Annotated in this window: 11 protein-coding genes and 1 pseudogene; 7 read left to right on the top strand and 5 right to left on the bottom strand. The window is 38.5% G+C overall.

Annotated elements, in window-relative coordinates; translation table 11 throughout:
- The first annotated feature begins 368 nt into the window (after positions 1-368).
- Both cagA and HPB14_RS07925 read left to right on the top strand, forming a co-directional pair.
- Positions 369-4,115: pseudogene (gene cagA / locus HPB14_RS03935) on the top strand (type IV secretion system oncogenic effector CagA).
- 270 nt (positions 4,116-4,385) lie between these two features.
- Entirely contained in the window at positions 4,386-4,760 is a 375-nt protein-coding gene (locus HPB14_RS07925) for a C-terminal helicase domain-containing protein (RefSeq protein WP_181372395.1), read from the top strand.
- Between the two features lie 145 nt (positions 4,761-4,905).
- On the opposite strand, the gene murI is transcribed toward HPB14_RS07925, so the two are convergent.
- Both murI and rho read right to left on the bottom strand, forming a co-directional pair.
- Positions 4,906-5,673 (bottom strand): glutamate racemase, encoded by a 768-nt coding sequence (murI, locus tag HPB14_RS03925; RefSeq protein ID WP_000690345.1) that lies wholly within the window; start codon positions 5,671-5,673, stop codon positions 4,906-4,908.
- Between the two features lie 37 nt (positions 5,674-5,710).
- Entirely contained in the window at positions 5,711-7,027 is a 1,317-nt protein-coding gene (gene rho, locus HPB14_RS03920) for a transcription termination factor Rho (protein ID WP_001004709.1), read from the bottom strand.
- Between the two features lie 264 nt (positions 7,028-7,291).
- Between rho and rpmE the strand changes: the two genes are divergently transcribed.
- Genes rpmE through HPB14_RS03895 form a run of 5 tightly spaced genes read left to right on the top strand, consistent with a single transcriptional unit; the run spans position 7,292 to position 10,884 of the window.
- Positions 7,292-7,495, top strand: coding sequence for a 50S ribosomal protein L31 (rpmE, locus tag HPB14_RS03915; RefSeq protein WP_000715278.1), 204 nt, complete (start codon positions 7,292-7,294; stop codon positions 7,493-7,495).
- Positions 7,496-7,519: 24 nt separating this feature from the next.
- On the top strand, positions 7,520-8,383 hold the full coding sequence (gene rsmI / locus HPB14_RS03910; protein ID WP_000965337.1) for a 16S rRNA (cytidine(1402)-2'-O)-methyltransferase: 864 nt from the start codon (positions 7,520-7,522) through the stop codon (positions 8,381-8,383).
- Between the two features lie 12 nt (positions 8,384-8,395).
- On the top strand, positions 8,396-9,079 hold the full coding sequence (gene rlmB / locus HPB14_RS03905) for a 23S rRNA (guanosine(2251)-2'-O)-methyltransferase RlmB (RefSeq protein ID WP_001149454.1): 684 nt from the start codon (positions 8,396-8,398) through the stop codon (positions 9,077-9,079).
- 12 nt (positions 9,080-9,091) lie between these two features.
- Entirely contained in the window at positions 9,092-10,066 is a 975-nt protein-coding gene (locus HPB14_RS03900; protein ID WP_000437325.1) for a hypothetical protein, read from the top strand.
- The gene (locus tag HPB14_RS03895) at positions 10,063-10,884 is read left to right on the top strand and encodes a hypothetical protein (RefSeq protein ID WP_000792815.1); all 822 of its coding nucleotides are present in this window, start codon (positions 10,063-10,065) and stop codon (positions 10,882-10,884) included. The genes HPB14_RS03900 and HPB14_RS03895 overlap by 4 nt, the downstream gene beginning before the upstream one ends.
- A 73-nt stretch (positions 10,885-10,957) precedes the next feature.
- Here HPB14_RS03895 and HPB14_RS03890 read toward each other — a convergent pair whose 3' ends face one another.
- The 3 genes from HPB14_RS03890 to HPB14_RS03880 form a co-directional block, all read right to left on the bottom strand.
- Positions 10,958-11,395, bottom strand: a complete 438-nt coding sequence (locus HPB14_RS03890) for a hypothetical protein (RefSeq protein ID WP_000259330.1) — start codon at positions 11,393-11,395, stop codon at positions 10,958-10,960.
- Positions 11,396-11,858: 463 nt separating this feature from the next.
- Positions 11,859-12,797: an acetyl-CoA carboxylase carboxyl transferase subunit alpha gene (gene accA / locus HPB14_RS03885; RefSeq protein WP_000312023.1), complete on the bottom strand. Its 939-nt coding sequence runs from the start codon at positions 12,795-12,797 to the stop codon at positions 11,859-11,861.
- Positions 12,798-12,819: 22 nt separating this feature from the next.
- Positions 12,820-14,058 (bottom strand): beta-ketoacyl-ACP synthase II, encoded by a 1,239-nt coding sequence (locus HPB14_RS03880; RefSeq protein ID WP_001252843.1) that lies wholly within the window; start codon positions 14,056-14,058, stop codon positions 12,820-12,822.
- Positions 14,059-14,098: the final 40 nt, after the last annotated feature.

The following is a 14,098-nucleotide window of genomic DNA, read 5'->3' as shown; positions in this document are numbered from 1 at the left end:
TTTGATTGAATAACCTAAACACTTTAAATTATATGCTTGCAATTGTAGGACTTATTATTAAACAAAAAATAAATGAAACTCAAAACAACTAAAATAACGCCCTAAATCCAAACCATAAACGCTACCCTTTGTAATCCTTGATAATTTTTGCTATAATAAAGCCCTAACTAAAATTTCTCCTTTTATTTTAGTTAGACTTCTTGAATTAAAATTATAGTAGACTTGTTACACCTTGTTCTAAATATTGTGGTATAATGACAATGTTCAAAGACATGAACTGACTACTCAAAGTGTGTAGCGGTTTTTAGCAGTCTTTGATACCAATAAGATACCGATAGGTATGAAACTAGGTATAGTAAGGAGAAACAATGACTAACGAAACTATTGACCAACAACCACAAACCGAAGCGGCTTTTAACCCGCAGCAATTTATTAATAATCTTCAGGTAGCTTTTCTTAAGCTTGATAACGCTGTCGCTTCATTTGATCCTGATCAAAAACCAATCGTTGATAAGAATGATAGGGATAACAGGCAAGCTTTTGATGGAATCTCGCAATTAAGGGAAGAATACTCCAATAAAGCGATCAAAAATCCTACCAAAAAGAATCAGTATTTTTCAGACTTTATCAATAAGATCAATGATTTAATCAACAAAGACAATCTCATTGATGTGGAATCTTCCACAAAGAGCTTTCAGAAATTTGGGGATCAGCGTTACCAAATTTTCACAAGTTGGGTGTCCCATCAAAACGATCCGTCTAAAATCAACACCCGATCGATCCGAAATTTTATGGAACATACCATACAACCCCCTATCCCTGATGACAAAGAAAAAGCAGAGTTTTTGAAATCTGCCAAACAATCTTTTGCAGGAATTATCATAGGGAATCAAATCCGAACGGATCAAAAGTTCATGGGCGTGTTTGATGAATCTTTGAAAGAAAGGCAAGAAGCAGAAAAAAATGGAGGGCCTACTGGTGGGGATTGGTTGGATATTTTTTTATCATTCATATTTGACAAAAAACAATCTTCTGATGTCAAAGAAGCAATCAATCAAGAACCAGTTCCCCATGTCCAACCAGATATAGCCACTACCACCACCGACATACAAGGCTTACCGCCTGAATCTAGGGATTTGCTTGATGAAAGGGGTAATTTTTCTAAATTCACTCTTGGCGATATGGAAATGTTAGATGTTGAGGGAGTCGCTGACATTGATCCCAATTACAAGTTCAACCAATTATTGATTCACAATAACGCTCTGTCTTCTGTGTTAATGGGGAGTCATAATGGCATAGAACCTGAAAAAGTTTCATTATTGTATGCGGGCAATGGTGGTTTTGGAGCCAAGCACGATTAGAACGCCACCGTTGGTTATAAAGACCAACAAGGTAACAATGTGGCTACAATAATTAATGTGCATATGAAAAACGGCAGTGGCTTAGTCATAGCAGGTGGTGAGAAAGGGATTAACAACCCTAGTTTTTATCTCTACAAAGAAGACCAACTCACAGGCTCACAACGAGCATTGAGTCAAGAAGAGATCCAAAACAAAATAGATTTCATGGAATTTCTTGCACAAAACAATGCTAAATTAGACAACTTGAGCGAGAAAGAGAAAGAAAAATTCCGAAATGAGATTAAGGATTTTCAAAAAGACTCTAAGCCTTATTTAGACGCCCTAGGGAATGATCGTATTGCTTTTGTTTCTAAAAAAGACCCAAAACATTCAGCTTTAATTACTGAGTTTAATAAGGGGGATTTGAGCTACACTCTCAAAGATTATGGGAAAAAAGCAGATAAAGCTTTAGATAGGGAGAAAAATGTCACTCTCCAAGGTAACCTAAAACATGATGGCGTGATGTTTGTTGATTATTCTAATTTCAAATACACCAACGCCTCCAAGAATCCCAATAAGGGTGTAGGCGCTACGAATGGCGTTTCCCATTTAGACGCAGGCTTTAGCAAGGTAGCTGTCTTTAATTTGCCTGATTTAAATAATCTCGCTATCACTAGTTTCGTAAGGCGGAATTTAGAGGATAAACTAGTCGCTAAAGGATTGTCCCTACAAGATGTTAATAAGCTCATCAAAGACTTTTTGAGCAGCAACAAAGAATTGGTTGGAAAAGCTTTAAACTTCAATAAAGCTGTAGCTGACGCTAAAAACACAGGCAACTATGATGAAGTGAAAAAAGCTCAGAAAGATCTTGAAAAATCTCTAAGGAAACGAGAGCATTTAGAGAAAGAAGTAGAGAAAAAATTGGAGAGCAAAAGCGGCAACAAAAATAAAATGGAAGCAAAAGCTCAAGCTAACAGCCAAAAAGATGAGATTTTTGCGTTGATCAATAAAGAGGCTAGTAGGGATGCAAGAGCAATCGCTTACGCTCAGAATCTTAAAGGCATCAAAAGGGAATTGTCTGATAAACTTGAAAATATCAACAAGGATTTGAAAGACTTTAGTAAATCTTTTGATGAATTCAAAAATGGCAAAAATAAGGATTTCAACAAGGCAGAAGAAACGCTAAAAGCCCTTAAAGGCTCGGTGAAAGATTTAGGTATCAATCCAGAATGGATTTCAAAAGTTGAAAACCTTAATGCAGCTTTGAATGACTTCAAAAATGGCAAAAATAAGGATCTCAGCAAGGTAACGCAAGCAAAAAGCGACCTTGAAAATTCCGTTAAAGATGTGATCATCAATCAAAAGATAACGGATAAAGTTGATGATCTCAATCAAGCGGTATCAGTGGCTAAAGCAACGGGTGATTTCAGTGGGGTAGAGCAAGCGTTAGCCGATCTCAAAAACTTCTCAAAGGAGCAATTGGCTCAACAAGCTCAAAAAAATGAAGATTTCAATACTGGAAAAAATTCTGCACTATACCAATCCGTTAAGGATGGTGTGAATGGAACCCTAGTCGGTAATGGGTTATCTAAAGCAGAAGCCACAACTCTTTCTAAAAACTTTTCGGACATCAAGAAAGAGTTGAATGCAAAACTTGGAAATTTCAATAACAATAACAATAATGGACTCAAAAACGAACCCATTTATGCTAAAGTTAATAAAAAGAAAGCAGGACAAGTAGCTAGCCCTGAAGAATCCATTTACGCTCAAGTTGCTAAAAAGGTAAATGCAAAAATTGACCGACTCAATCGAATAGCAAGTGGTTTGGGTGGTGTAGGGCAAGCAGCGGGCTTCCCTTTGAAAAGGCATGATAAAGTTGATGATCTCAGTAAGGTAGGGCGATCAGTTAGCCCTGAACCCATTTATGCTACGATTGATGATCTCGGCGGACCTTTCCCTTTGAAAAGGCATGATAAAGTTGATGATCTCAGTAAGGTAGGGCGATCAGTTAGCCCTGAACCCATTTATGCTACGATTGATGATCTTGGCGGACCTTTCCCTTTGAAAAGGCATGATAAAGTTGATGATCTCAGTAAGGTAGGGCGATCAGTTAGCCCTGAACCCATTTATGCTACGATTGATGATCTTGGCGGACCTTTCCCTTTGAAAAGGCATGATAAAGTTGATGATCTCAGTAAGGTAGGGATTTCAAGGGAGCAAAAATTGGCTCAGAAAATTGACAATCTCAATCAAGCGGTATCAGAAGCTAAAGCAGGTTTTTTTGGCAATCTAGAGCAAACGATAGACAAGCTCAAAGATTCTGCAAAACACAATACTGTGAATCTATGGGTTGAAAGTGCAAAAAAAGTACCTGCTAGTTTGTCAGCGAAACTAGACAATTACGCTACTAATAGCCACACACGCATTAATAGCAATATCCAAAATGGAGCAATCAATGAAAAAGCGACCGGTATGCTAACGCAAAAAAACCCTGAGTGGCTCAAGCTCGTGAATGATAAGATAGTTGCACATAATGTGGGAAGCGTTCCTTTGTCAGAGTATGATAAAATTGGCTTCAACCAGAAGAATATGAAAGATTATTCTGATTCGTTCAAGTTTTCCACCAAGTTGAACAATGCTGTAAAAGACGTTAAGTCTGGCTTTACGCAATTTTTAGCCAATGCATTTTCTACAGGATATTACTGCTTGGAGAGGGAAAATGCGGAGCATGGAATCAAAAATGTTAATACAAAAGGTGGTTTCCAAAAATCTTAAAGGATTAAGGAACACCAAAAACGCAAAAACCACCCCTTGCTAAAAGCGAGGGGTTTTTTAACTTAAAATATCCCAACAGACACTAACGAAAGGTTTTGTTCTTTAAAGCCTGCAAAGATGTTTCCTAACCCAAAAAAACTTAACCCTTTGCTTAAAATTAAATTTGATTGTGCTAGTGGGTTCGTGCTATAGTGCGGAATTAATTAAGGGTTATAAAGAGAGCATCAACTAGAAAAAACAAGTAGCTATAACAAAGCTCAAGTTCAAAAAATCATAGAGCTTTTAGAGCAAATCAATCGCGCTCTTAACCAAAGAAAAATCAGAAAAACCATAGGAATTATCACACCTTATAATGCCCAAAAAAGACGCTTGCGATCAGAAGTGGAAAAATGCGGCTTCAAGAATTTTGATGAGATCAAAATAGACACTGTGGATGCCTTTCAAGGCGAGGAGGCAGATATTATCATTTATTCCACCGTGAAAACTTATGGTAATCTTTCTTTCTTGCTAGATTCTAAACGCTTGAATGTAGCTATTTCTAGGGCAAAAGAAAATCTCATTTTTGTGGGTAAAAAGTCTTTCTTTGAGAATTTGCGAAGCGATGAGAAGAATATCTTTAGCGCTATTTTGCAAGTCTGCAGATAGGTAATCTTTTCCAAAGATAGCCATTAGATATTATCCGCTTCAAAACACTTTCGTAAATCTCTCTAAAGCGCTTTTTATAATCAACACAATACCCTTTATAATGTGAGCTATAGCCCTTTTTTGGAATTGAGTTATTTTATTAGCGTTACAATTTGAGCCATTCTTTAGCTTGTTTTTCTAGCCAGATCACATCGCCGCTCGCATGAAATTCCACTTTAGGGAATGCGTGTGTATTTTTTTTAAGGGCGTATTTTTGCTGCAAATATTCAACAATAGCATCGCCAGAATGGATGAGTAGAGGGGGCGTTGGAAGGGCAAAATGCCCCATAAAATAGCCCTCAATTTTTTGAGCGATTAAGGGAAAATGCGTGCAACCTAAAATAATCACTTCAGGTAAAATCTTTAAGGGAGTGAAATAATAACGCATGCAAGTTTCTAACAATTCACCCTCTAAAATACTTTCTTCAATCAAAGGCACAAAAAGAGAAGTGGCTAAATGCGAAACGTTCAAATAGCCTTGTTGTTTCAGGGCGTTGTCATAGGCGTTGGATTGAATCGTCGCTTTTGTCCCTAGCACCAAAATAGGGGCGTTTTTATTCTCCACTTGCCGCTTGATCGCTAAAATGCTTGGCTCAATCACGCCCACAATAGGGATTTTGGAATGCTTTTGCATCTCTTCTAAAGCTAGAGCGCTTGCTGTGTTGCATGCTACAATCAATAATTTAATCTGGTGCGGTTTGAAAAAATCCAAAGCCTCTAAGCCAAATTGCTTGATCGTGGTGGGGTCTTTAGTGCCATAAGGCACTCTAGCGCTATCGCCATAATAGATGATTTCATCAAATAGTTGCGCTTTTAAGAGGCTTTTTAAAACGCTAAACCCTCCCACACCGCTATCAAAAACGCCTATTTTCATGACACTATTTTTAATTTAATGGGATTAATTAGGGATTTTATTTTTCATTCATTAAATTTAAAAATTCTTCATTGTCCTTAGTTTGTTGCATTTTAGAATACACAAAGCTTAAGGCTTCTATGTCGTCCATTTGTTGCATCACATTCCTTAAAACCCACACTTTAGTCAAGCGGTCTTTGCCAAGCAAGATATTGTCTTTTCGTGTGCCGGATTTTAAAATATCAAAGGCCGGGTAAATGCGCCTATCCGCAATATTCCTCGCTAAAACGATTTCGCTATTCCCGGTGCCTTTAAATTCTTCAAAAATCACCTCATCCATTCTAGATCCCGTTTCAATCAACGCCGTAGCGATAATCGTCAAGCTCCCACCTTCTTCAATATTCCTTGCGGCCCCAAAAAAGCGCTTGGGCCTGTGCAAGGCGTTCGCATCCACACCCCCACTTAAAACCTTACCGCTTGAGGGCGTTACGGCGTTATACGCCCTTGCTAAACGGGTGATAGAATCCAATAAAACCACCACATCTTTACCCATTTCCACTCGCCTTTTAGCCCTTTCTAAAACCAATTCAGCGATCCTTATGTGATTATTGGCTGGCAAATCAAAAGTGGAGCTAAAAACTTGACCTTTAACGCTTCGTTGCATGTCTGTAACTTCTTCAGGGCGCTCATCCACTAAAAGGATAATCAGCTCCACTTCAGGGTGGTTAGAAGTGATGCCTTGGGCGAGCTCTTTCATCAGCTCCGTTTTCCCAGTCCTTGGTGGCGCAACGATCAAAGCCCTTTGACCTTTCCCCACAGGGCTGAATAAATCCAGCATCCTGCCGGTAACTTTAGTGGGTTCGTATTCTAATTTGATTTGTTCATCAGGGAATAGGGGGGTTAGATTGTCAAACAAAGGGCGGTTTTTAATCTCATCTGAAGGCAAATAATTGATGGCTTCTATTTTTAAAAGGGCGTAGTATTTTTCCTGGTCTTTGGGGGATCGCACTTGACCGGTAACAATATCGCCATTCCTTAAAGCAAAACGCCTGATTTGAGAAGGGCTAACATATGTGTCGTTATGCCCGTCTGAAAAACTCCCGTCAAACCCTCTTAAAAAGCCATAGCCATCAGGCATGATTTCTAAAATCCCGGTAAAAAGAATGTATCCGCCTTGCGTGACTTGGGTTTTTAAAATTTCAAACATCAAGTCTTGTCGTTTGAATTCTTGGGGGTTTTCCACTTTGAGCTTGTTAGCGATTTCTAAAAGCTTTTCAGTAGGGTAGGTGCGTAAATCTTCAATGTGATAACCGCTCACTGGCGTGTGGGTTTTGACCTTGTGCGAACTTTTGTGCGTAGGTGCGTTTTCGTTCATTAAATTTCCTTTTAATTAAAAAGAGGTTTCTAGTTGTTTCAATTAAGATAAAAGTACAAAAAGCTAAAGCATTCTTAAAGAATTAGTGTAATCAAAAGATGCTAATAAGTGGTGCATGCCACAAGCGTTAAATTTCGTAATGCTTTGTTATGCTATCATAATTTTTTTAACAAAGTCAAATTTTATTTTAACTTTAGAGTGGTTTTAATTTATTGTTACTTATGCTATAATTTTAAGTTTAAATTTAAGAATAAAGGATACTTGATGAAAAAAGGCATTCACCCCGAATATATCCCATGCAAAGTTACTTGCGTAACGAGCGGGAAAGAAATTGAAGTTTTAAGCACCAAACCTGAAATGCGTATTGATATTTCTAGCTTTTGCCACCCTTTCTATACCGGTAGCGATAAGATCGCTGACACTGCAGGGAGAGTAGAGAAATTCAAGCAACGCTACAACTTGAAGTAACTCTTTTAAAAAGCGTGGCTTTTTGTGCTGTATTTTTTGCCCACTCCTATAGGTAATCTCGCTGACATCACGCTACGCACTTTAGAAGTTTTAGAGCGTTGCGAGGTTTTTTTGTGCGAGGATACAAGGGTGAGTAAGAGGTTGTTGCACTTGCTTGCACAAAACCCTATTATTAGCCATTCTTTCCCTAATATCGCTACTAAAAAAAGGGAGTTTATCGCCTTCCATTCGCACAACGATCAGGAATTTTTAAACCAAATAGATCTTTCTTTTTTTGACAAAGAAATCGCTGTGATGAGCGATGCGGGCATGCCTAGTTTGAGTGATCCGGGCATGAGTTTAGTCGCTTACGCTTTAAAACACAACCTCCAATACGATGTTTTGCCCGGGGCTAATGCGCTCACTACGGTGTTTTGCGCGAGCGGGTTTTTAGAAGGGCGGTTTTTTTACGCCGGCTTTTTACCTCATAAGAGCAAGGAAAGGCGTTTTAGGATTATTAAAATTTTAAACGCTTTAGCGTATTTAGAAGAAAAAACCCCGGTGGTTTTTTATGAAAGCCCGCACCGATTGTTGGAGACTTTAAGGGATTTAAACGATTTAGCTCAAGGCATGCATTTGTTTGCGGCTAAGGAGCTTACCAAACTCCACCAGCAATATTATTTAGGAGAGGTTTCTCAAATCATAGAGCGGTTGCAAAAAAATAATATCCAAGGGGAGTGGGTTTTAGTGCTTTTGAACGAGAAAAAAATAGAGCCTTGCATGGGGCTATCGGCGTTGTTGGAGTTGGATTTACCTCCTAAAATTAAGGCTAAAATGGAAGCCGCTATGACACAAAAAAACGCTAAAGATCTTTATTTCCAGCGTTTGTTAGAAGAAAAAAATCAATAAAAGGGGTTTAGCATGCAAGCAGTGGTTTATGGCAAGCAGGTGATTACGCACCTTCTAAACTCTCACAAAGAAAAATTGCAAGAAATCTATCTTTCTAAAGAAATAGACAAAAAGCTTTTTTTCGCGCTCAAAAAAGCATGCCCTAATATCATCAAAGTGGATAATAAAAAAGCGCAAAGCTTGGCTAAGGGGGGCAATCATCAAGGAGTTTTAGCTAAAGTAGAACTGCCTTTAGCCGTTTCTTTAAAAGAAATTAAAAAAGCTCAAAAACTTTTGGTGCTTTGCGGGATTACGGATGTGGGGAATATTGGAGGTATTTTTAGGAGCGCGTATTGCTTAGGAATGGATGGCGTTATTTTAGATTTTGCTAAAGAATTGGCTTATGAGGGGATTGTGCGATCCAGCTTGGGACTTATGTATGATTTGCCTTTTAGCGTTATGCCTAACACGCTGGATTTAATCAATGAATTGAAAACGAGCGGGTTTTTATGTTTGGGCGCGAGCATGCAAGGCTCTAGCCAAGCAGAAAATCTGTCCTTAAAAAAATGCGCTCTTTTTTTGGGGAGCGAACATGAGGGGTTGTCTAAAAAAATCCTTGCTAAAATGGATATGGTATTGAGCGTAAAAATGCGAAGGGATTTTGATTCGCTCAATGTGAGCGTGGCAGCAGGGATCTTAATGGATAAAATCAACTAGGTGGTCAATTGAATGGAACAGAATAAAAAAAGTTTAGAAAATTTAGATCTTTCTGATGTTCAAAACGTTTCTAAAGATATTTCTGGCGCGGCATTAGAAGAATTATCGCTTAAGACTTTAGATAAAAATTTGCAGATTCTAAAAGAAGTTGGAGTGGCAGAAATTTGCAAGACGACTAAAATCACTTCTAAAAATATTCATTCTATCTTGGAAAAACGCTATGAGTCTTTATCAAGGGTGCATGCTAGGGGTTTTATACAGATTTTAGAGCGCGAGTATAAAATTGATTTGAGCGCATGGGTGAAAGAATTTGACAAAGTGTGTGTTTTTAAAGAGGGCGTGGGAGAAGAAAAAAATCAAGAAACAAGCCCTGAAGAAACAGCAAAAAAACCCCTTAAGGTTGAATTGGATTACAGCATCAATCAAGCCAATACTTCATTATCCAAAAAGTCTTCCAAATGGAAACCCTTTGTTATCGTTTTAGGGGTGGTTGTCATTATTTTAGTGGTCGTTATCATTCAAAACAGCTCTTCTTTAAAAGAAGAAAGAGAGCAAGAAAGTGCTATTAAATCCGGCACTAAAAAGAGTTCTTTCAATGAAGCTAATCCTACAGAAGAAAACAAGCCAGAGCCAACGCCTAAGCCAAAAGAAAAACAAGAAAAACAAACAGAACACGACAAGCAAGGAAAAGAAGCGATCAAAGAAAATCCTAATACCATTTACATTATCCCTAAACGAGATATTTGGGTGGAAGTGATTGATTTGGATGAGAAAAAAAACTCCTTTCAAAAGGTTTTTAAAAAAAATTATTCTTTAGAAACCAAAAACCACCGCCTGTTGTTGCGTTTTGGGCATGGGCATCTTAGTCTTAAAAACAACCATCAAGAACAAGAATATAACGACAGCAAAACCAGGCGGTTTTTATACGAGCCAAATAAAGGCTTAACGCTCATCAACGAGGCCCAATACAAAGAACTCCAGCAATGAAAAACCTTTTTTTAGCTTTTATTGTTGGGGGAATGCTTTTAAACGCTGACGCTTTAAACGATAAGGTTGAGAATTTAATGGGGGAGCGAGCTTACCATACGAACAAGCTTTTTTTAGAGCGTTTGTTTAAAAATCGTAAGGCTTTCTATGTAATGGGGCGTTTGGATTCCTTGAAACTGCTCAACACTCTCAAAGAAAACGGTCTTTTGTCTTTTAATTTTGACAAGCCAAGCATGTTGAAAATCACTTTCAAGGCTTCAAGCAATCCCCTAGCGTTTGCCAAAAGCATCAATAATTCTTTGAGCATGATGGGGTATTCGTATGTTTTGCCCATTAAAATGCAAAGCTCTTCAGGCGAGAATGTTTTTTCATACGAGCTTAAAACGGAATATGTTTTAGACCCTAACATTTTGATAGAGACGATGAAAAGGCATGGTTTTGATTTTGTGGATATTAGACGGGTGTCTTTAAAAGAGTGGGAATACGACTTTGTCTTACAAAAGATCAAGCTCCCTAACGCGAGAGTCTTAGTTTTGAGTAGCGAACCTGTGGAGTTTAAGGAAGCGAGTGGGAAATACTGGCTGAGCGTGAATCAAAACGCGTATTTAAAAATAAGCTCTAATAACCCTTTGTGGCAACCCAAAATTATTTTTTATGATGAAAACTTAAAGATCATTCAAATCATTGCTAAAGAAAACAGACAACAAGAAATCGCTCTTAACTTGCTTGATGGCGTGCGTTTTATCCATATCACTGATGCGAAAAACCCTATTATTTTAAAAAATGGGATCAGCGTGGTTTTTGATGCGATGCCTTAAGTAGGGGTGTAACCCTTATTTAATTGATTGGAATATGAGAAAATCCGCTTTCAGGCTTGAAAAAAAGAGAGCCCTAATAATAGCGATCCACCCAATATTTACCAAAAAAAATCTTTTGTATCACACAGCCCACCAATAGACCAGCTCCCGCTTCTATAAAAAGGACAGCCCACCAATCAATAAAACCAAACCATACAAAAAACAAATGCGCTGGTAAAGCGCCAAGCAATAGTGAAACGCCGCTCACAATAGAAATTCCAAAGCGGGTTTTAAGGATTTTACTTTTTTTGCCAAACGCCATGTCTACTACAAATTCCCCACTAAAAGAAATCAAAAACCACCCAATCAAATGTTCAGGCATCAATAACCAAGCAACTGCGCTACTTCTATTAACCGCTGTAATGACAAAAAGTGAGAAAAAATACACGCTTGAAGATGCAAAATGCCTGCCCCTATTCCTTAAAGACCAATTCCTAGAAAAGCGGCTTTTGATTTTTTCATATGTAACCATGGGATTTCTTTCTTTTTTAAAATACTATTAAACCTAGCTTTTGTATTGTAAAATAAGAATGCTTTCATTCAATACGCTGATCATGATGATTGTCTTTTTATATTCAAACAAAAGGATAGAGATAGCAGATTGGTAACACAATGATGTTTTTTATATTATTTTACAAACTATGTAAAATATTCGCTTTTTTCTAAAATGATAGCAAGTCGTGAAAAATTTGGCTTTGTTTTTATCGAGCGTTGGTTATAAAAAAATATTGCATTTTTAAGATTGGATAATAGAGAGCCTGATTTTATCAAGCGGTATTTTTAAAAGCGGTCTTAGGGGATTTTAGTTGGGGAATTATTTCAAAACACCCCTTATCTCCTTAAGAGAATGGGTTTAAAATAAAGTTTAAAAACACAATTTTAAAAGCTAAAGAACCAGTTATCAAGTTTTCATTAAGGTAAAGTTTTTTATAGATCTAATTCATGCTCTCTACAAACGAACCAAGCGACATTAATTTTTGGTAGCGGTTGTCAAGGAAATGAGGGTCTTGTTGGATAGTCCTTAGAGCGTCTAAAAAATACTCTTTGATCGTGTTGGCGGCTGAAAATTTGTCTCTATGAGCCCCTTTGCTAGGCTCTAAGATAATATCATCAATAAGCCCCGCCTCCTTTAAGTCTCTGGGCGTGATTTTCATCGCTTTAATAGCCACTTCAGTTTTGCTAGGGTCATCCCAAAGAATCGCCGCGCAACCTTCTGGGGATATAACGCTAAAAATGGAATATTCCATCATAGCCAATTTGTCAGCCACTGCAATTGCTAGCGCGCCACCACTACCCCCTTCACCGATAATTACAGAAATAGTAGGGACTTTTAAGGAAGCGAACTCTTGGAGGTTTTTAGCGATCGCTTCACTCTGGCCTCTTTCTTCTGCACCAATCCCCGGATACGCCCCGGCTGTATCTACAAGCATTAAAATAGGCAAATTAAACTTTTCAGCAAATTTTGCCATTTTCAAAGCCTTACGATAGCCACAAGGGTTAGGCATGCCGAAATTTCTTAAGAGCTTGTTTTTAGTCCCTCTGCCTTTTTCTTCTCCGATCACCACAACCGGAACATTATCAATTTTCCCTATAAAACACACGATCGCTTTATCATCGTTATAGTGCCTATCCCCAAAGACTTCATACTTATCTTTTAAGATGAGATCAATATAATCCATAGCGTAGGGTCTATCAGGGTGTCTTGCTAACTGGAGTTTTTGAAAATCAGTGAGATTGGAATAAATGCTTTTAACTTCCTTATCCAATCTTTTTTCTAAGATTTCTTTAGCGTCTTCATCGCCTCTAATAAGGGCTAATTCAATTTCATTTTGAATCTCTTTAATATGATTTTCAAAATCTAAATAAACGGCCATTCAAAATCCTAACTTTATAAAACTAGGCTTTTTTGAAAATCACAACACCATTAGTGCCACCAAAACCAAATGAGTTACTCATCACTGCATCCACTTGTTTTTCTCTAGCCGCATTAGGGATATAATCTAGATCGCATTCTGGGTCAGGCGTTTCTTGATTGATGGTAGGAGGTAAGATCCCTTGATTCATGGCCATGATAGAAATAACGGCTTCTAACGCACCCGCAGCGCCTAAACAATGCCCAATCTGCCCTTTAGTAGAGCTAACAGGGGGGACTTTTTCTTTAGAGCCAAACACATTTTTTAGAGCGATGCTCTCATATAAATCGTTATAATGCGTGCTTGTCCCATGAGCGTTCACATAGCCCACTTCCACTTTCGCCATTTCCAAAGCCATTTTCATGGCTCTAAAAGCCCCTTCGCCCTCAGGGGCTGGGGCTGTGATATGGTTAGCATCGCCGCTCTCGCCATACCCGGCAAATTCTGCATAAATTTTCGCCCCTCTTTTTTTCGCGCTCTCGTATTCTTCAAGCACCAAAGCCCCAGCGCCTTCGCCCATCACAAAACCATTGCGATCCTTATCAAAAGGTCTTGAAGCTTTTTTGGGATCATCATTCCTTGTAGAAAGGGCTTTAATGCTCGCAAACCCCCCAATGCCTACAGGACAAATGGTGGATTCCGCTCCCACGACGAGCATGCGATCAGCCCCATTAAGCAAAATGGTTTTAACGGCTTCAATAATGGCATGAGTGCCTGCTGCACAAGCCGTTACGCTAGAGAGGTTAGGCCCTTTAATGCCAAACTCAATGGAAGTGAAACCACCAATCATATTCACTAACGCAGAAGTGATAAAAAAGGGATTGACCTTTCTAGGGCCTTTTTCAAAACAAAAAATGGAATTCGCTTCAATATTGCCTAACCCGCCAATCCCAGAGCCAGAGCTTACACCCATGCGATTTGCCAATTCTTCAGGGCATTTATTGTGAGCGTCTAAAATCCCACTATCTTTCATCGCCTCTTTTGTGGCTTTCAAGGCTAATTGAATGAAACGACCCGCCTTTTTAACATCTTTGGGATTCATCACCTCTGTAGGGTCAAAGTCAGTGATTTCTCCAGCAATACGCACAGGAAACGCGCTCGCATCAAAACTTTCTATATGTTTGATGCCGCATTCCCCTTTAGCGATCGCTAAAAAAGAATCTTCTTTATTTAAACCTAGCGAATTGATCATTCCCATTCCAGTTACTACAATCCGACGCACCAATAGCTCCTCATTTCAAAACTTTAATTCAGTGAAAGCA

The sequence above is a fragment of the Helicobacter pylori HUP-B14 genome (assembly GCF_000259235.1).
Lineage (GTDB): Bacteria > Campylobacterota > Campylobacteria > Campylobacterales > Helicobacteraceae > Helicobacter > Helicobacter pylori_CU.
Note: the sequence above shows the minus strand (reverse complement) of the source record. Positions and strands in the feature narration are given on the sequence as shown.